Source organism: Bartonella sp. MF74HXZ (assembly GCF_042194445.1).
In the GTDB taxonomy this organism is placed as follows: Bacteria; Pseudomonadota; Alphaproteobacteria; order Rhizobiales; family Rhizobiaceae; genus Bartonella; species Bartonella grahamii.
Genome location: NZ_JBHIMW010000001.1, coordinates 262,917 through 281,211, shown reverse-complemented (window position 1 = coordinate 281,211; position 18,295 = coordinate 262,917). Strand labels below are relative to the sequence as shown.

At 38.4% G+C, this 18,295-nt stretch carries 16 protein-coding genes; 14 read left to right on the top strand and 2 right to left on the bottom strand.

Annotation, left to right across the window (positions count from 1 at the left end):
* Positions 1-81 precede the first annotated feature (81 nt).
* The 7 genes from ACFIJ8_RS01140 (at position 82) to ACFIJ8_RS01110 (ending at position 6,961) form a co-directional block, all read left to right on the top strand.
* Positions 82-870: a tRNA1(Val) (adenine(37)-N6)-methyltransferase gene (locus ACFIJ8_RS01140; protein WP_375638706.1), complete on the top strand. Its 789-nt coding sequence runs from the start codon at positions 82-84 to the stop codon at positions 868-870.
* Between the two features lie 191 nt (positions 871-1,061).
* Positions 1,062-1,910, top strand: a complete 849-nt coding sequence (locus ACFIJ8_RS01135) for a S49 family peptidase (protein ID WP_273787895.1) — start codon at positions 1,062-1,064, stop codon at positions 1,908-1,910.
* 242 nt (positions 1,911-2,152) lie between these two features.
* On the top strand, positions 2,153-3,061 hold the full coding sequence (locus ACFIJ8_RS01130) for a 4-(cytidine 5'-diphospho)-2-C-methyl-D-erythritol kinase (RefSeq protein ID WP_375628220.1): 909 nt from the start codon (positions 2,153-2,155) through the stop codon (positions 3,059-3,061).
* Between the two features lie 182 nt (positions 3,062-3,243).
* Positions 3,244-3,918 (top strand): ribonuclease HII, encoded by a 675-nt coding sequence (locus tag ACFIJ8_RS01125; protein ID WP_375628218.1) that lies wholly within the window; start codon positions 3,244-3,246, stop codon positions 3,916-3,918.
* Positions 3,915-4,895, top strand: a complete 981-nt coding sequence (locus tag ACFIJ8_RS01120) for an L-threonylcarbamoyladenylate synthase (protein WP_375628216.1) — start codon at positions 3,915-3,917, stop codon at positions 4,893-4,895. Before ACFIJ8_RS01125 ends, ACFIJ8_RS01120 begins: the two co-directional genes overlap by 4 nt.
* Positions 4,880-6,289 (top strand): FAD-binding oxidoreductase, encoded by a 1,410-nt coding sequence (locus ACFIJ8_RS01115; RefSeq protein WP_375638703.1) that lies wholly within the window; start codon positions 4,880-4,882, stop codon positions 6,287-6,289. Before ACFIJ8_RS01120 ends, ACFIJ8_RS01115 begins: the two co-directional genes overlap by 16 nt.
* A 144-nt stretch (positions 6,290-6,433) precedes the next feature.
* Positions 6,434-6,961 carry a DUF6101 family protein gene (locus tag ACFIJ8_RS01110; RefSeq protein WP_273787899.1) on the top strand — a complete coding sequence of 176 codons (528 nt, stop codon included), beginning with the start codon at positions 6,434-6,436 and terminating at the stop codon, positions 6,959-6,961.
* Positions 6,962-8,120: 1,159 nt separating this feature from the next.
* Here ACFIJ8_RS01110 and purD read toward each other — a convergent pair.
* Positions 8,121-9,395, bottom strand: coding sequence for a phosphoribosylamine--glycine ligase (gene purD, locus ACFIJ8_RS01105; protein WP_012754814.1), 1,275 nt, complete (start codon positions 9,393-9,395; stop codon positions 8,121-8,123).
* A 90-nt stretch (positions 9,396-9,485) separates the two neighbouring features.
* Between purD and ubiA the strand changes: the two genes are divergently transcribed.
* A complete protein-coding gene (ubiA, locus tag ACFIJ8_RS01100; RefSeq protein ID WP_012754815.1) occupies positions 9,486-10,490 on the top strand; it encodes a 4-hydroxybenzoate octaprenyltransferase in 1,005 nt (334 codons plus the stop codon).
* Positions 10,491-10,726: 236 nt separating this feature from the next.
* On the opposite strand, the gene pdxH is transcribed toward ubiA, so the two are convergent.
* Positions 10,727-11,350, bottom strand: a complete 624-nt coding sequence (pdxH, locus tag ACFIJ8_RS01095) for a pyridoxamine 5'-phosphate oxidase (protein ID WP_273787902.1) — start codon at positions 11,348-11,350, stop codon at positions 10,727-10,729.
* A 326-nt stretch (positions 11,351-11,676) separates the two neighbouring features.
* Between pdxH and ACFIJ8_RS01090 the strand changes: the two genes are divergently transcribed.
* The 6 genes from ACFIJ8_RS01090 (at position 11,677) to dxs (ending at position 18,289) form a co-directional block, all read left to right on the top strand.
* Positions 11,677-12,579: a DnaJ C-terminal domain-containing protein gene (locus tag ACFIJ8_RS01090; RefSeq protein ID WP_375638700.1), complete on the top strand. Its 903-nt coding sequence runs from the start codon at positions 11,677-11,679 to the stop codon at positions 12,577-12,579.
* Positions 12,580-12,707: 128 nt separating this feature from the next.
* Positions 12,708-13,526: an enoyl-ACP reductase FabI gene (gene fabI / locus ACFIJ8_RS01085; protein ID WP_273787904.1), complete on the top strand. Its 819-nt coding sequence runs from the start codon at positions 12,708-12,710 to the stop codon at positions 13,524-13,526.
* A gap of 148 nt (positions 13,527-13,674) precedes the next feature.
* Complete coding sequence (gene aroC / locus ACFIJ8_RS01080) at positions 13,675-14,763, top strand: chorismate synthase (protein WP_375638698.1); 1,089 nt, start codon at positions 13,675-13,677, stop codon at positions 14,761-14,763.
* A gap of 15 nt (positions 14,764-14,778) precedes the next feature.
* A complete protein-coding gene (gene ribB, locus ACFIJ8_RS01075) occupies positions 14,779-15,882 on the top strand; it encodes a 3,4-dihydroxy-2-butanone-4-phosphate synthase (protein ID WP_375638696.1) in 1,104 nt (367 codons plus the stop codon).
* Between the two features lie 7 nt (positions 15,883-15,889).
* The gene (locus tag ACFIJ8_RS01070) at positions 15,890-16,144 is read left to right on the top strand and encodes an exodeoxyribonuclease VII small subunit (protein ID WP_273787907.1); all 255 of its coding nucleotides are present in this window, start codon (positions 15,890-15,892) and stop codon (positions 16,142-16,144) included.
* 237 nt (positions 16,145-16,381) lie between these two features.
* On the top strand, positions 16,382-18,289 hold the full coding sequence (gene dxs / locus ACFIJ8_RS01065; RefSeq protein ID WP_375638694.1) for a 1-deoxy-D-xylulose-5-phosphate synthase: 1,908 nt from the start codon (positions 16,382-16,384) through the stop codon (positions 18,287-18,289).
* Positions 18,290-18,295 lie beyond the last annotated feature (6 nt).

The window sequence follows — 18,295 nt, the reverse complement described above, 5'->3', positions numbered from 1 at the left end:
TGTTATGAAATAATAAAAAAATTTAAAATAGCAGCTGAATGGCAAAAATGCAGTTTATAAAAGTGAACATTAGGCTTTTAAATGGAAAAAACAACGAATCAGAGTGGTGAAACAATTGACAGTTTTCACCGCGGAAAATTTTATTTGGTTCAACCCCATAAATATGGTCATCGTTCTGGAATGGATGCGATGTTATTGGCTAGTTTGGTTCCAAGTAATTTAAAGGGCAAGGTTGTTGATTTAGGCGCAGGTGCTGGAGCTGCAGGGTTGGCTGTTGCTTCGCGTTGTCTGAAAGTTCATGTTACTTTAGTTGAGCGTTCAGCTTTTATGGTATCTTACGCTCAAAAAACGCTTATGCTAGAACAAAATAAACAATTTGCTAGCCGAATTTGCTTGCTAGAAGCAGATGTTACCTTCAAAGGGAATGCCCGTATAAAAGCAGGTTTAATAGATAATAGCTTTGATTTTGCGATTATGAATCCACCTTTTAATAATCCTACTGATCGCAAGACACCTGATAAACAAAAATCTGAAGCACATGTTATGTCTGAAGCGATGTTTGATAATTGGTTGCGGAGTGCAGCAGCCATTGTTAAGCCAGGTGGATACTTAGGGCTTATTGCACGTCCACAATCGCTGACAGATATCCTGCGTGCTTTAGAAGGGCGTTTTGGTGGTATTTGTATAATTCCTGTGCATGCACGTGAGAAAACAGCAGCAATTCGTCTTTTATTTTACGCAAAACGAGGAAGCAGAGCAGCTTTATCTATTTTACCGGCATTGGTTATACATGAAGGTAATGACCATACTTTTTCACCCCGAGTTGATGCAATTAATAATGGATATATAAGCTTGTGGGAACTTTTCTAATAGTATCTTGTGTTTTTTAGTTTATTATTTAAAGTCCAAACTTTGTTGTTAGGGAGGTTTGACTTTGGGTGAAATTATATTTCTGCTTGTAATGTGGGGATTGATTGGCGCTTTTGGATGTTATCGCGTTCTTCCTTTTTGTTGTCCTTGCCTATTTAATTGTTCTTAATTTATAAGGAGATTTTGTTTTGATGGATGTTATTAAAAGTTTTATTCCACGCCGTTTTTCTTCCGATAAACTTGAAATTCCTGTGGTGCGCCTTCAAGGAGCAATTATGGATTCATCAGCATCTATATCCCGGACCCTTTCCCTCAGTAGGTGTGCAAATCTTTTAGAGAAGGCTTTCGCACACAAAAAATCACCGGCTGTTGCACTTATTATTAATTCTCCTGGTGGTTCACCTGTACAATCGCGTTTTATCTTCAAGCGTATTCGTGACTTGGCAGAAGAAAAAAATAAAAAGGTTCTTGTGTTTATTGAAGATATTGCAGCATCCGGTGGTTATATGATTGCTTGTGCGGGGGATGAAATTTTTGCAGATCCTTCTTCAATTGTTGGTTCCATTGGAGTGGTTTCAGCTTCCTTTGGTTTTCCGGAGCTTTTGAAGAAAATTGGTATCGAACGGCGTGTATACACGGCAGGAAAGAACAAAGTTACATTAGATCCATTTCAGCCAGAAAAAAAGGCGGATATCGAGCATTTGAAATCTCTCCAACTTGAAGTGCATCAAACTTTTATCGATTTGGTTAAAGAACGGCGTGCTGAAAAATTATCAGATGATTCGAATCTCTTTACAGGAATGTTTTGGAGTGGAAAACAAAGTGTTGAGCTTGGTCTGGTTGATGGATTAAATGATGTACGTTCTGTTATTAAGGAGCGCTTTGGTAATGATGCAAAACTTCGACTTATTATGCCTCCAAAAAGTTTCTTAGGACCTAAAACGCCTTCAGGAGTGACGGCACATACGGTTTATACAGCCGTTGACAGTGCATTGATGGCAGCAGAAGAGCGAGCACTTTGGCAGCGTTATGGTTTGTAATGGAAAGGATCATTCAAGCCAGAGGGATTTTTATCTAAAAACAGATTCTAGAAGAAAAAATGCTTGAAATGATACGAATGAGAACATGTCGTTTATTTTGTATGAGTGCTCTTTGTGTTTATTGTTTGTTTAGAAAACGATTAAGAATATTCCAAACTGTTTATAGTGCTTGTGCTAATAAAAAATATGGATAAAAGGGAGGAGTTTGTAAAAGAACCCTGTGTAGGTGGATATTACGTCATATGATATCAAATGTACAAGCTTCGTCCAAAAGACATTCCTATTTATTTACACCTATTAAATTGAATTTAGCTTTACATGTTGTGGGGCAACGTTCTGATGGGTATCATTTAATAGAAAGTTTGGTTTATTTTAGTCTTAGCGGTGATTGTTTACACTATGCACCTTGCAAAAATAATCAGTTTGTTTTGACGGGACCGTTTGCAAAAGGCCTTGTGTCTCATTTAGATAATTTGGTTATTCGCGCACGAGATTTTATGCATAAGACTTTTCCTGAATGTGCTCAACCTGCTTTTTTTCGGCTTGTAAAAACATTACCTATTGCTTCAGGCATTGGTGGTGGTTCAGGTGATGCAGCTGGGGTTATAAGCATGTTACGTCAACAGTGGAATCTTGATTGCTCTTACCAAGAATTAGCAAAAATGAGCTTAGTTCTTGGTGCTGATGTTCCCATGTGTCTTTATGCATTAGAATATCAGCAGCCGCTTTTGGTCAAAGGAATTGGTCAAGAGATGATACAACTAAAGGGAGCCTGTTCTCTTGCAATAGTATTGGTTAATCATGGACAAGAGATTTCAACACAAACTGTTTTTAAAGCGTTAGAGAAGCGTCATAATCCTTCTTTAAAAATTAATACAGACGCTTTAAAGAGTGTTGATTCATTGGTTGAAGCTTTACAAGAAACGCGTAATGATCTTTTTTCTTCTGCATTAAAAATAGCACCTCAGTTAGCTGAAGTGTTATCTGTATTAGATGAATGTGGCGCTCTTTTTTCCCGCATGTCTGGAACAGGAGCAACTTGCTTTGGCATTTTTAAAAATAAACAAACAGCGCAACAAGCAGCTCTTTTTATCAAATCAATGCACCCAAATTGGTTTGTAAAACCTATCATGACTTTAGGAAATATCTGATAAATAAATATAAAAGCGTTTATTTCGTCATGATTTTATTATACACAATGAAAGAGGGTAACCAAAGAAATGTATTTTTTTATTTTGTGTGTTTTTGATCTTTTGTGCAAGAATTCGCATAATGTTTGGAGAGCCATTTAAAACTGTAATGCTTGCAAAAAATGATTATGCTACAGAAATAGATGTATGTTTGTTGTATTTGTGATTTATCAAAGATGTTTAATGTTCCGCTTCAACCAAATTTTTCGTGCGAATTGGATTTGCAAAAACAGGGTTTTTTTCATATAGCAGGTGTTGATGAAGTAGGACGGGGGCCTCTCGCTGGACCTGTGGTAACGGCAGCAGTTATCTTGGATAAAGACCATATTCCTAATGGGTTAAATGATTCAAAAAAACTTTCTTTTCTCCAACGAAATAGACTTTATCATGAAATTTTGCAAAGTGCATTAGCGGTTTCAGTCGCTAGTCTTTGTGCTCGTACAATTGATCAATCTAATATTAGAAAAGCAACTTTAGAGGCAATGCGTCGCTGTATTATAGGGTTAGCCATTCCAGCCCACTATGTCCTTGTTGATGGACGTGATATTCCTTCTGAGTTGTCCTGTCCTGCAATGGCGTTGATTAAGGGCGATCAGCGTTCGGTTTCAATTGCAGCTGCATCTATTATTGCGAAAGTAACGCGTGATCGGATGATGGAGTGTGCAGGACAAGTTTATAAAGGGTATGGTTTAGAGAAGCATGTAGGTTATGCAACACTAGCGCATCGTACAGCTCTTGATAAATATGGACCAATTATAGGATTACATCGTTATAGTTTTGCACCACTAAAAGAGTGTTATAGAAATGGAGTGTCATGACGATTCTACCACTCAATAGTGCTTCGATAAGAGAGGCAATAGTGCTTCTTGAACAAGGGAAGTTAGTAGCGTTACCAACGGAAACTGTTTATGGATTAGCGGGCGATGCAACCAATGGGAGGGCAATTTCTTCTATTTTTTCTACAAAGAGTCGTCCGCAAATTAATCCTCTTATTGTGCATGTCAGCGGCATCGAAATGGCGGAACGTTATGTGAAAATTGACTTTCTTTCACGCCAATTAATGGAGGAATTTTGGCCAGGGCCTTTGACATTGGTTTTGCCTTTAAAGGAACAGCATAATATTCATCCTTTAACAACCTCTGGTTTGAATACCTTGGCTGTTCGTTTTCCAGACAGTCGTTTTGCGGAAGTAGTACAACATTTTGGCCGACCACTTGCTGCTCCTAGTGCGAATCAGTCGGGGCGTCTTAGCCCTACTTCAGCTGAGGCTGTTTTTGCATCTTTGGGGGAATCTGTTCCTTTGATATTGGACGGAGGACCTGCTAAAATAGGGCTTGAATCAACGATTATTAAGATTTGTGATGAAAATATTTATCTTTTGCGTCCAGGGGGGCTTGCGGCTGATAAAATTGAAGAAATTGTGGGGAAGTCTTTAAAACGGATAGATCAAAGGGCGGCGATTGAAGCTCCAGGGATGTTAAAGTCGCATTATGCTCCCAATGCCACGATTCGTTTGAATGTAGAAAAGGTGGAGAATGGTGAAGCGCTTTTAGCATTTGGTTCAAAGCGCGTTATGGGGGCTGAAAATGCCGTTTCTATTTTAAATCTTAGCGAAGATGGAAAGTTGGAAGAGGCAGCCTTTCATTTATTTCAATATATGAAGGAATTAGATTCATTTAAAGTGAGATGTATCGCAGTAGAACCTATTCCATCATACGGATTAGGGGAGGCGATCAATGATCGTCTTATACGGGCTGCGGCTCCAAAGGAGAAACAAACATGGAGCAGAAATTAATTGAGGGGTTTAGAGAAATTGTTGGTGCTAAGCATGCTATAACAGATCAAGCGTTGATTGCACCGTATTTGCTTGAAGAGCGTGGCCTTTTTCATGGAAAAACACCTTTACTTTTACGTCCATCTTCTTGCGCAGAGGTCTCATCGATTATGCAGCTAGCGAGCAAAACACGCACACCGATTGTGCCACAGGGTGGAAATACAGGGCTTGTGGGGGGACAACAACCAGATGAAAGAGGAGGGAGCATTCTTTTATCCATGGAACGATTAAATAAGATTAGAACTATAAATCTTGAGGGAAATTTTGTTGTTGTAGAGGCTGGTGTTATTTTACAGGATTTACAGAAAAAAGTGGATGAATCAGGTCGTTTTTTCCCTCTTTCTTTGGCATCTGAAGGTTCTTGTCAAGTAGGAGGAAATCTTTCGTCGAATGCTGGAGGGACAGCTGTTTTAGCCTATGGCAATATGCGTGATCTTTGTCTTGGTTTGGAAGTTGTTTTACCGGATGGCCGTATTTTAGATGATTTGCGTTTTGTTAAAAAAGATAATAGCGGTTACGATTTGAAAAATCTTTTTATTGGTGCAGAAGGCACATTGGGTGTTATAACCGCAGCCGTTTTGAAGATGTTTCCAAAAATAAAAGGAAAAGCTGTTGCTTTGGTGGGATTATATAGTCCGGCGAAGGCTTTGGAGTTTTTATCTCTGGCTCAAGAATATGGAGGAGGGATGTTGACAGGTTTTGAGCTCATGGGAAATCTTAGTTTGCAAATGGCTTTAGATTATAAGATGTGTGAGAAGCCTCCTCTTCAGCGGAAGCATGAATGGTATGTATTAATGAACATTTCATCATTGCAAGGCAATGATGAGGCGTTATCAGTACTGAGTATTATTTTAGAAGAAGCTTTAAAGAATGCGGTGATAGAAGATGCAATTGTTGCACAATCTTTAAAACAGCAAGATTTTTTTTGGCAGTTGCGTGAAAGTATATCCTATGCACAAAAGTTAGCAGGAGGGTCCATTAAGCATGATATTGCGGTCCCACTTGCTTCTATTCCTGATTTTATTGCTGAGGCAGCGCTTATTGTTGAAGATATTGCTCCAGGAGCACGGGTGATTTGTTTTGGACACATGGGCGATGGAAATTTACATTATAATATTACACAACCTGTAGGAGCTGATACGACGGTGTTCTTGCAGTTATGGTCAAAAATGAATCATCGCATTCATAGTTTAGTGATGGACTATAGAGGTGCATTTTCTGCTGAGCATGGAATTGGTCAGCTTAAGCGCGAAGAACTTCGTTCTTTTAAATCGCCTGTCGCATTGGATATTATGCAAGGGATTAAAAAAACGCTCGATCCTTTAGGGATAATGAATCCCGGAAAAGTATTATAATTCAAGAATAGTGATCATGTATTTTTGTTTAGATTTTAATAACCAAAAAAGAAACCAGTTGTTTTTTATTCAAACTTTTAATAATCCAATGAGAAAAAGCTGCTAAAGGGTGTATGTTATTTAAGATAAATTGGGATAATGTATATGGCTAATCAATGCTTTAATCAGGCAAAAGCGGTGCTTGAATTTCGGTTAGATCCGTGCCATTTGCCACAAACGACGACATATTTTTCATCCAAAACGGGTAATCAGGTTATTTGTTCATTAAATGAGCGTGGTGTTTCTTTTAAAACGGATATGCCTTCAAGCTTATCGCATTTAATACCCCCTTATCATTTCCAAGGAATTGCAGCACGTACCGTAAAAACGCGTTCAGGAGAAAGAGCTGTTGCATTAGAACTACTTCATGCTGATGAGGAAGCTTGTATACCGCTTTTGGTTTCCAGAGATTTGAATAATGTTCTTCTGGATTGGCGATTATGGGCGGATACTTATGGCCTCCCCATGCTTATGATCAATGAAGATAATCGCATTCTGGTTGTAAAAGATCGTTCTGATTTACATCGTTTTTTTGGTACAACAGCACATTCTAAACAAAAGCGTTTCTTACTTCGTTATAGCAATCCGTTAGGCTTGCGTTTGGTGATTGCGAATCGAGTTGCACTCCAGTAATATTAATATGCATTCATTTTTGTACTACCGTAAGCATTTATCTTGTTGTGCCGTAAAACATCGTTGTTTGGGGCGGTAGTATGAGGCATGTAAACTTCATACATGAAGTATTTTTAGAGGACATGGCGAGTATTCTTAAGTTTGCTTGTCGGTCTTTGTGTAAGTGAAGCATATGAGTGGAAACCAAGAGGAACCTGCTCAATGAGAATCCAGACGTTTACAGATGGGATTTGGTGTGACTTTTGGTTCTTTAAGGCAAAGAGGAAATCAATGATTGTAAATGAGAGTTTTTTGACACCATATATTAGCAGCTGGAATTGGTTACGTTAAACGCTTTTCTCGGAGAGGTAAAACGGCTTTCATAACAATAGAAACCGTTGTTTGGCGGTGTAATTTTTAGTTTTTGCCACATCATTAAAACACGAGCAGATTGCTGGAAGTGTTTTTTACTTTTTTATAAATCATTTCTCCATGTTGAATGAGAGCTTTGAATATTGCAAAATATTCTTATTTCATCTCTCTCCTATAATCAAAATCATTTTTTTGCACGTTATAAGAAGGATTAGAGTGTGGATAAAAATCATTAAAAAAGAGTAAACACTCTCTGATAAAGCATTTAGATAGAAAGAGTTATCGTAATATTGAGAGTTGGAAAATACAATGATGGTATCGGTTTTTATCTTTATTCCAGAAAGATGTCAGAATGGGTTTATACTACTTGCAGGTAGTGTCGTAAAATGGGAGTGACGAGCATGAGAGATATTGTTTAAGAATTTGTACGTGAATAACATCAGTATTTTTTTTGGGCATTTTATTTTTCATAAAAGCGGAATTTCATTAAAAAATGCAATAAATAAAAGAAATGATTATATATATGTTTTTCTTCAGGGTGTTATAAGAAAGAAAGTGTTTATAAAAGTGATGAGAAAATACGTTTAAAGTAAATACAACAGTAAAATGATCAGTTTATATTACAGTGTCATATTCAGAGAAATTTCCTATTTTATCATAAGTAGATATCCTATTTACAATATTTGATTGTTCAAAGGAAAGCACACTCATTTTTTCAAAATTATAATCAACGTAAAACAGTAAGAAAATTTGTGTATCATGCTCTTATATAAAATAATCAAATTGTAAAAAAGAATATTCAAAGAATTTAGTTTTCTCGCGCAATGGCTCTCCATCCGATATCACGACGAACAAAACCTTCTGGCCAATCAATACAATCAACAGCTTCATAAGCACGTTTTTGTGCGTGCGTAATCGTTTTTCCTGTTGCTGTTATATTAAGAACACGTCCACCATTTGCAATGAGTTCTCCATCACGCAATACTGTACCCGCTTGAAAAACTTTCACATCGGGAAGATTGTTTACTTTATCAACGTTACGGATAACAGTACCTTTTTGGGGAGAGTCTGGGTAACCATTAGCAGCCATAACAACGGTGAGAGCAGTTTTTTCAGACCACCGAAGAGGCTTATTTTCAAGTTTTCCTTGAGCTGCAGCAAGAAAAATTGGCAAGATGTCATCTTTGAGGCGCATCATTAAAACTTGACATTCAGGATCACCGAATCGTACGTTAAATTCAATTAATTCGGGTCCTTTTTGCGTTATCATTAATCCGACGAAGAGAATACCTTTAAAGGGGGCGCCCATTTCTTTCATGCTTTTTAAGGCTGGTTCAACAATTTCTTTGAGGGTACGATTCACTATTTCTTGGGTCATAATAGGCGCTGGTGAATAAGCACCCATACCACCAGTGTTTGCTCCAATATCCCCATCACCTACACGTTTATGATCTTGAGCAGATCCAAAAGGAAGAGCAACTTTACCATCACAAAGGCAGAAGAAGCTTGCTTCTTCACCTTCAAGAAAAGATTCTACAACAATTTTGTTTCCTGCATCTCCAAATGCACTTTTGAAGCAGGCATCGACTGCGTTAAATGCTTCTTCCATAGTTGTTGCAACCACGACACCTTTGCCAGCTGCTAAGCCATCAGCTTTAATAACAATGGGAACACCTTGTTGATGAATGTAAGCTTTAGCTTTAGAAGCATCATTAAAGCATTGGTAACTTCCTGTAGGAATGTTATTCTTACGACATAAATCTTTCGTAAAAGCTTTTGAACCTTCTAGTTGAGCAGCTTTTTGAGTAGGACCAAATACACAGATGTTAGCGCTATTAAGAGAGTCTGTTATACCCGCAACCAATGGTGCTTCTGGCCCTACAATCACAAGATCAATAGAATGTTTTTTACAAAAATCAATAACAAGGTGATGGTCATCAATGTTTAAATTAATATTTTCACCAAATTCTGTTGTTGCAGGGTTTCCAGGGGCACAATATAACTTTGTTAGCAGTGGTGATGCTGCTATTTTCCATGCTAAAGCATGTTCTCGTCCACCTGAGCCAATAAGAAGAATATTCATTGCTTGCTCCTCTCATAAAAGATGATTAATCTTATCTCCTTCTCATAAGAATGAAATGTCTCTATCGCAAGACCAAAGGTAAATCATTTAATGAAAAAAAATAAAAATATCGCGCATGTTCAGTCCTGTGAGAGTCAGGGACGGGTTATGGATGCATCTTCCAAACAATGGGTCTACAATTTCCTTCCCTGTTCTTTATGGTTTTATGCGCAATTAGCGCGTTGGGATCGGCCTATCGGATGGCAATTGTTGATGTGGCCTTGTTTTTGGTCAACAACAATGGCTTTTTTCTCTTATGACATGCATTACGATACTCTTTTATCAATGTTTCTTCATTGGGTTTGGTATCTTTTTCTTTTTTTTCTGGGATCTATTGCTATGCGAGGGGCAGGATGTACTTGGAATGATCTTATTGACCATAAAATTGATGCTCAGGTAGAAAGGACACGTTCTCGTCCATTGCCGACAGGTCATGTGAGTCGGTTTCAAGCAAGAGTTTTTATACTTATACAATGTTTGGTTGGTTTAGTCGTTTTATCACAATTTAATAGGTTTAGTTTTTTTCTAGGTATTTCGTCATTGATAGCTGTTGCATTTTATCCTTTTATGAAACGCGTAACATATTGGCCGCAGTTTTTTTTAGGCGTTGCGTTTAATTGGGGCGCATTAATGGGGTGGGCTGTTGTCTTTGGAAGTTTAAGCTGGGCACCAATCTTGCTTTATGTGGGATCAATCTTGTGGACCATAGGATACGATACAATCTACGCACATCAAGATAAAGAAGATGATGCTACTGTTGGTGTTCGTTCTACGGCTCTTCTCTTTGGTAAAGGAACCAAGCGTGCTTTAGTATTTTTGTATGGTGGTTTTGTGGTGTTTGTTAGTCTAGCATTTTATTTAGCTGGAGTCCCTGTTCTTAGCTTTTTGGGGATTTTTATGGCAAGCATCCATATGTTTATTCAAATTAAAGTCATTGATATAGATGACAGTTCACAATGCCTCAGGCTTTTCAAATCTAATTCGCTTATTGGTTTTGTGATTTTTGCTGGTTTGGTATTTGGGGGTATATGGACGATATTTTATCCTGCTGTCTAAAAATAAGTTAGCTAAAATCATAGTTTCTGCTGAATACAGTATTTTCTTTTAAATAAGCTTGTTGCTAATCTGTTTTAAGCGATACAGTAGAAAATATTACCAATCAACTTTTACAGTGAAAATGAAATTCTTCTATTTAAATAAAATGAATCATCTTCTTTTAGAATTTTTCAAATAAAAAATATTTGTTTAACTGTTGGGAAGAAAAAATCTTTATAACGATGAAGTTTGAAGGATTAGGGATAAAGTTTTTGTCTTTTCCAATCGCTGTGTTCAACACAATCGCGTGTAAAAAGCAGACGATCATGTAAACGAAATGGGCGATCGCACCAGAACTCTATAGAAAGGGGTTTAACACGAAACCCAGACCAATAAGGTGGTCGTGGAATATTGCCTAGAGCATAACGTGCAGTATATTGAGCAATTGCTTTTTCGAGCACAAAACGATTGTCTAAAGGTTGAGATTGTTTAGATGCCCATGCACCAATTCGACTACCACGTGGTCGCGATTGGAAATAGGCATCGGCTTCCTGTTGACTTACTTTTTCAACAATTCCTCTAATTCTGACCTGACGACGAAGCGATTTCCAATGAAAACCTAAGGATGCTTTCATTGATTTTAAAATTTCTTGTCCTTTACAGCTTTCATAATTGGTATAGAAGACGAAGCCTTGGGGACTGTAGTCTTTGAGGAGAACCATACGAACATTAGGGAGTCCTGTTTCGTCAACTGTTGCTAATGCCATAGCATTTGGATCATTTATTTCACTTATCGTTGCTTCTTCAAGCCACTTTGCGAAAAGTTCAAAAGGTTTTTGCATTTTCATAAAATGATCATCTGTTGGTATTTTGTTGCTCATAGTTTCTCCAAATATCAGTGAGCATGGGTGAGGCATTTTCTCATTTACTTTATCATCAAAAAGTTACAGTACCATTTTTTCTTATTTTCAAAAAGCCAATGCTATTGTGTATTTCTATGGTAGTTTAATTATTTTTACTTTAGCATAGACTACAATGAGCTATATTAAATAAATGTCTCATTTTATCTGGTATTTTAGTTTACTGATAGACATATAAAGAGGAAAGAAGAAATTATTCTCTAAGAATAGACTGACGAAGATATAAGGGATATTGAACAACGGATCAGTTGATATTTTGAAAACGAAAAAATTGAAAAGAGGGCAATATGCGTGATCCCTACACGATTCTGGGTGTGGCACGTACCGCAAAATCGCAAGAGATTAAATCGGCATTTAGAAGATTAGCAAAGAAGTATCATCCAGACCATAATAAAGATGATATAAAGGCTAAAGAAAAATTTGCTGAAATTAATCAAGCTTATGAAATTATAGGTGATAAGGATAAAAAGGCACAATTTGACCGCGGTGAAATTGATATGGAAGGAAAACCGCTTTATCAAGCCTATGGTACTGGTGAAAATTTTAGCAATAAACAAAATCCCTTTTCAGGAAGAGCAAAGGGATTTGATTTTTCCTCTTCAGGTGGTGCAGGTTTTGATGCGAGTGATATTTTTCGGGATCTGTTTGGAGGAGGTGGTAGCTTTTCGAATTCCACACACTATAACCGTCCCCAACAAGGAGCACATGTTCGTGCTAATCTTGCTATAACATTAGAGCAGATGGTTGGCGCAGAAAAGGTGGAAGCTGTTTTTCCAAATGGAAAAAAGTTAAAAATTAAACTTCCAGATTATATTGAAGACGGACAGACTATTCGATTAAAAGGTCAGGGAGAAGAGGTACCTCTTGGGCAAGCAGGAGATGCGTTGATAACCATTCAGATTCAAAAACATCCTCGTTTTAGGGTTGAAGGAAGAGCACTCCATCTTGATTTACCAGTTTCTCTTAAACATGCTGTTTTGGGAGCAAAAGAAGAAGTTGAGACGTTGGAGGGACGTGTGGTTTTAACGATTCCTGCTTGGTCAAGTTCTGATCGCGTTTTACGGTTGAAAGGGAAAGGGCTTCGTTTAAAAAATGGTACAAGAGATGATCTTTATGTGCATGTTCGCATTATGTTGCCGGAAGGTAAAAACGCCGCGCTAGAACAGTTTTTGCAAATGCAACAAGATTAATTTTAAAATTTTTTATATATAAAAGCGTAGTTTTTGTTTGATTTTAAACCAATTGCTTGAAGAAAAAGTTGACCTGTGTCATAGGCAGATGAATAATATTAATTTTAAGTAACAATGGGGCAATGCTGATGGCTAAGGGTAATGGTTTATTGTACGGTAAGCGTGGTTTAATTTTGGGGTTGGCCAATAATCGCTCCATCGCTTGGGGAATCGCTAAAGCGGCAAGTAGCGCAGGGGCAGAGCTTGCTTTTACCTATCAGGGTGAAGCAATGAAAAAGCGTGTTGAACCTTTGGCTGAAGAATTAAAGGGGTTTGTTTGTGGACATTGTGATGTTTCTGACAGTGTCTCTATTGATACGGTCTTTAGAGAAATAGAGAAGAAATGGGGAAAACTCGATTTTTTAGTTCATGCTATTGGTTTTTCTGATAAAGATGAATTAAGTGGTCGTTATATTGATATCAGCGAATCAAATTTTATGATGACCATGAATATTTCCGTTTATTCCCTAACAGCTCTAACGAAGCGTGCAGAGAAATTGATGCCAGATGGTGGTTCAATCTTGACACTGACCTATTATGGTGCAGAAAAGGTTGTTCCCAATTATAATGTAATGGGGGTTGCCAAAGCAGCTCTTGAAGCGAGCGTGAAATATTTAGCGGTAGATTTAGGTCCTCAAAATATTCGTGTTAATGCTATATCTGCTGGACCAATTAAAACGTTAGCGGCTTCTGGTATTGGTGATTTTCGTTATATTTTAAAATGGAATGAATATAATGCTCCATTACGTCGTACGGTAACAATTGAAGAGGTTGGTGATTCTGCACTTTATTTTCTTTCAGATTTGTCTCGTTCTGTTACCGGTGAAGTCCATCATGTCGATTCGGGTTATAATATCATAGGTATGAAAGCAGTTGATGCACCAGACATTTCTGTCGTTAAAGAATAAAGTTTGGTTTATAGGATTTTATTGGACAGCAGTAATTTGACCAAATTTAAAGTGGCTAAGGGTATTTGGGAGCAACGAGCTACCTTGTGTATAGCACACAACATATGTTGTCGTTGTATATATTTGACAGAGAAACGGATCTTTTTTCATGTCGCATAATACATTTGGTCATTTGTTTCGTGTAACAACATGGGGTGAAAGTCATGGTGCTGCTCTTGGTTGTATCATTGATGGTTGTCCACCTGGAATTGTTTTTACTCTTGCAGAAGTTCAAGCTTATCTTGATAAACGCAAACCAGGACAATCAAAGTATACAACGCAGCGCCGAGAACCAGATGAAGTAGAGGTCCTTTCAGGAGTTGTTGTTCAAGACGATGGGACGACATTGGTGACAACAGGTACACCAATTTCTCTGTTGATTCGAAACACAGATCAGCGTTCGAAGGATTATAGCTCGATTGCCCATCAGTATCGTCCAGGACATGCGGATTATACTTATGATATTAAATATGGCATTCGTGATTTTCGAGGTGGGGGACGTTCTTCGGCACGGGAGACGGCAGCACGTGTTGCAGCTGGTGCATTTGCTCGTAAAATCGTTCCTGGTTTGATTGTACGAGGAGCAGTGATAGCAATTGGTCCTCATAATATTAATCGTGATCGTTGGGATTGGTCAGAGGTTGATAATAATCCTTTTTTTACAGCTGATGCAGAGATGGTTCCCATTTTTAGTGATTATATCAGTAAACTCCGTAAAGAGGGAACATCTGTTGGTGCGGTTGTTGAGATCGTTGCAGAAAATGTTCCGGCAGGTTTAGGAGCCCCTATTTACGCAAAGCTTGATCAAGATATTGCATCGTTACTTATGTCGATTAATGCGGTAAAAGGTGTGGAAATTGGTGATGGTTTTGCGGCAGCCCGCCTGAGGGGAGAAGAAAATGCCGATGAAATGCGAATGGGAAATGATGGAAAACCGCTTTTTTTATCCAATCATGCTGGTGGTATTTTAGGGGGAATATCGAGTGGACAGCCAATTGTTGCACGTTTTGCTGTAAAACCTACTTCATCAATTTTAACGCCTCGTCGCTCCATTGATGTTGATGGTCATGATATAGATGTTATAACGAAGGGACGTCATGATCCATGTGTTGGGATTCGTGCCGTTCCTGTTGGTGAAGCGATGGTTGCTTGTGCTATTGCTGACCATTATCTAAGACATCGCGGTCAAATTGGGTGATTGAGAAGGTGAACAATGGCGTATGATGAAAAAAAAATTGTTTCTGCACTTAAAGCTTTTGAACGCGGGGAAATTGTTGTGGTGACAGATGATGATGACCGTGAAAATGAGGGTGATTTAACTGTTGCTGCAGCGTATTGTACAGAAGAAAAGATGGCGTTTATTCTTCGTCACACAACAGGTATTGTGTGTACACCTATGCCAAAAAAAGAAGCACAACGGTTTAATCTTGCTCCTATGGTACCAGATAATAACTCTGCACATGGGACGCAATTTACTGTTACTGTGGATTTTAAACGTGGGATAACGACGGGTATTTCCGCACATGACCGCACATTGGCAGTTCGTAATCTTGCTAATCCAAATGCTGGTGCTCAGGATTTTGTCCGTCCAGGACATATTTTCCCTTTGATTGCGCATGAAGGGGGGGTGCTCATGCGTTCAGGTCACACGGAGGCCGCTGTTGATTTATGTAAATTAGCTGGTTTGCCACCAGTTGGTGTTATTGGTGAGTTGGTCAATGATGATGGCAGCGTTAAACATGGCAATCAGATCATGAAATTTGCACAAGAACATCGGTTACATATGATAACGGTTGCAGATTTAATTGCTTACCGCCAACGTAAGGAAATATTGATCAAGCATGTTGGGGAAATGCCTATTGAAACATCTGTAGGTCCCGCTATTGTTCAAAGTTATCAACTCCCTTGGGAAGCCGTTCAGCATATTGCAATTGTTTTTGGTGATGTCCGTGAGGGTGAGGATATTCCTGTGTATTTACATCATGAAAACATTATAAATGACGTTTTTTGTCAATCTTCAGATATTATGGTGATGATGCGGCGTATGATGGAAAAAGAAAAACGTGGCGTATTTATTTATTTGCGTAAAGGATCTGTTATGCAATCAGCTATTGATATTCAAAATATGGCAAGAGACAGTTCAGAAAACCATGTGCAGGCGATTGAACGCGAAGAAGAATGGCGCAAAATTGGTTTAGGATCACAAATTTTAAAATATCTAGGAATAGGCTCTGTTATTGTTTATGCTGCTAAAGAGCATCATTATGTAGGTTTAGAAGGTTTTGGAATTCGTATATCTAGAACAGATATTTTTTGAGGTTCATATGAAAAAAGAGATACAAGAGGGGGATATTACGACCTTAAGCTTTGAGCAAGCGCTTAAGCAACTTGAAGTTATTGTCGAAAATTTGGAACGTGGCGATGTGCCTTTGGAACAATCTATTGATATTTATGAACGCGGTGAAGCGCTTAAAAAGCATTGTGAAAAACTCTTAAGAGTTGCTGAAGCTAAAGTTGAAAAAATACAGCTTTCAGAAGATGGTTCTCCAGAAGGAGTAGAACCACTTGATGCTAAATAATATTAAATATTTTGGATATTTATTGTGAAACGAGGAGATATAATAACCTTTTTTATAGAAAATTAAATCGATTGATTTCTTTTTTATAAAATAAGTAAAAAATGAGGAAAGTATAGCTCATCTCAAATAGAAAAGAGCATTTTTCAGTAAAAAAGATGCAAAACTGTAAATAAGAGTAGAGAAGATATATTTTTATCGTTTCGTTTTCTTAAGTTAAGATAATAGAAAGGTTTTTTTTTGTCTCAGGTCTTAACACCATTGCTTGACCGTATTTGTTTTCCGCAAGATTTGCGGGCATTGCCTGAGTCTGATTTGGTACAGTTGGCTGATGAGTTGCGAACTGCAACAATTGATGCGGTTTCTGTAACAGGTGGTCATCTTGGGGCGGGACTTGGTGTTGTTGAGCTCACTGTTGCATTACATTATATTTTTAATACACCAGAGGATAGGATTATTTGGGATGTTGGTCATCAAACCTATCCACACAAGATTTTAACGGGGCGTAGAGAAAAAATTCGCACATTACGTCAAGAGGGCGGATTATCAGGTTTTACAAAACGTTCAGAAAGTGTGTATGATCCATTTGGAGCGGGTCATTCGTCTACTTCTATTTCAGCGGGGCTTGGCATGGCGGTGGCAAGTGCTTTGAAAGCAGAGACAAGACGCAATATCATAGCTGTCATCGGTGATGGTGCAATGTCTGCGGGCATGGCTTATGAAGCAATGAACAATGCTGGTGCTTTGGATGCACGCTTGATTGTTGTTCTTAATGATAACGATATGTCTATCGCACCACCTACAGGTGCTATGAGTGCACATCTTGCACGATTAGTATCTCGTCCTTCTTATCGTCATTTGCGTGAACGCGTAAAGATGTTGAGCGAAAAATTGCCAAAGTTTTTTTTGGACAAGGCGCGTCGTTCAGAGGAATTTGCGCGTGGACTTTTGGTTGGGGGAACTTTATTTGATGAGCTTGGCTTTTATTACCTTGGACCCATAGATGGGCACAATTTGGGGCATTTATTGCCTGTTTTAAAAAATGTTCGTGAATATCCTAGTGGTCCTGTTTTGGTGCATGTTGTCACACATAAGGGAAAGGGATATCCACCTGCAGAAGCCTCACCTGATAAATATCATGGTGTTAATCGTTTTGATGTCACGACAGGAAAACAGGTTAAAGCATCAAGTAATATTCTACCCTATACCAAGGTATTTTCTAAAGCTTTAATAGAAGAAGCTCGCCATGATGATAAGATTGTTGGCATAACAGCAGCGATGCCAACAGGGACAGGTCTTGATTCTTTTGCGAAAAAATTTCCTGAAAAAATGTTTGATGTTGGTATCGCTGAGCAACATGCCGTAACTTTTGCGGCAGGACTTGCTTGTGAAGGGTACAAGCCTTTTGTTGCAATTTATTCTACTTTTTTACAGCGTGCTTATGATCAAATTATTCATGATGTATCAATTCAAAAATTACCGGTACGTTTTGCTATTGACCGCGCAGGTTTTGTGGGGGCAGATGGTGCAACACATGCTGGAAGTTTTGATATTGTTTTTTTGTCCACTCTTCCTGGGTTTGTTGTTATGGCACCTTCTGATGAGCTTGAACTGATGCATATGGTGCGTACAGCTGCAGCTTATGATCAGGGACCAATTTCTTTTCGTTATCCACGTGGTGAGGGTATTGGTATAGATTTACCGCAACGTGGTGAGTTATTAGAAATTGGAAAGGGGCGTGTTCTGCGTGAAGGAAATAGGATCGCTTTGGTTTGTTTTGGAACGCGGATGTCAGAAGTGTTGCAAGCTGCTGATGCATTGGAGGCTGAAGGATTATCTACAACGGTTGCAGATGCACGGTTTGCGAAACCTTTAGATAAGGATTTGATGTGTCGTTTGGCACGTGAGCATGAAGTATTGGTGACAATTGAAGAAGGGGCAATCGGTGGTTTTGGAGCGCACATATTACAATTTTTAGCGCAAGAAGGGCTCTTAGAGCATGGTTTGAAAGCTCGTACACTAAAACTTCCTGATGAGTATTTGAATCATGGTGCACCAGAAAAAGTTCTTTCACGTATCGGGCTTGATGCTATGGGTATTGTCAACACGGTTTTTGCTGCTTTAGGCCGCGAGATTCGAACAGGATAAAAAATT

Excerpts from the sequence above, each read along its gene's own strand:
- ACFIJ8_RS01140 (WP_375638706.1), top strand. The coding sequence starts at position 82 with ATGGAAAAAACAACGAATCAGAGTGGTGAAACAATTGACAGTTTTCAC.
- ACFIJ8_RS01135 (WP_273787895.1), top strand. The coding sequence starts at position 1,062 with ATGGATGTTATTAAAAGTTTTATTCCACGCCGTTTTTCTTCCGATAAA.
- ACFIJ8_RS01130 (WP_375628220.1), top strand. The coding sequence starts at position 2,153 with ATGATATCAAATGTACAAGCTTCGTCCAAAAGACATTCCTATTTATTT.
- ACFIJ8_RS01125 (WP_375628218.1), top strand. The coding sequence starts at position 3,244 with ATGTATGTTTGTTGTATTTGTGATTTATCAAAGATGTTTAATGTTCCG.
- ACFIJ8_RS01120 (WP_375628216.1), top strand. The coding sequence starts at position 3,915 with ATGACGATTCTACCACTCAATAGTGCTTCGATAAGAGAGGCAATAGTG.
- ACFIJ8_RS01115 (WP_375638703.1), top strand. The coding sequence starts at position 4,880 with ATGGAGCAGAAATTAATTGAGGGGTTTAGAGAAATTGTTGGTGCTAAG.
- ACFIJ8_RS01110 (WP_273787899.1), top strand. The coding sequence starts at position 6,434 with ATGGCTAATCAATGCTTTAATCAGGCAAAAGCGGTGCTTGAATTTCGG.
- purD (WP_012754814.1), bottom strand. The coding sequence starts at position 9,395 with ATGAATATTCTTCTTATTGGCTCAGGTGGACGAGAACATGCTTTAGCA.
- ubiA (WP_012754815.1), top strand. The coding sequence starts at position 9,486 with ATGAAAAAAAATAAAAATATCGCGCATGTTCAGTCCTGTGAGAGTCAG.
- pdxH (WP_273787902.1), bottom strand. The coding sequence starts at position 11,350 with ATGAGCAACAAAATACCAACAGATGATCATTTTATGAAAATGCAAAAA.
- ACFIJ8_RS01090 (WP_375638700.1), top strand. The coding sequence starts at position 11,677 with ATGCGTGATCCCTACACGATTCTGGGTGTGGCACGTACCGCAAAATCG.
- fabI (WP_273787904.1), top strand. The coding sequence starts at position 12,708 with ATGGCTAAGGGTAATGGTTTATTGTACGGTAAGCGTGGTTTAATTTTG.
- aroC (WP_375638698.1), top strand. The coding sequence starts at position 13,675 with ATGTCGCATAATACATTTGGTCATTTGTTTCGTGTAACAACATGGGGT.
- ribB (WP_375638696.1), top strand. The coding sequence starts at position 14,779 with ATGGCGTATGATGAAAAAAAAATTGTTTCTGCACTTAAAGCTTTTGAA.
- ACFIJ8_RS01070 (WP_273787907.1), top strand. The coding sequence starts at position 15,890 with ATGAAAAAAGAGATACAAGAGGGGGATATTACGACCTTAAGCTTTGAG.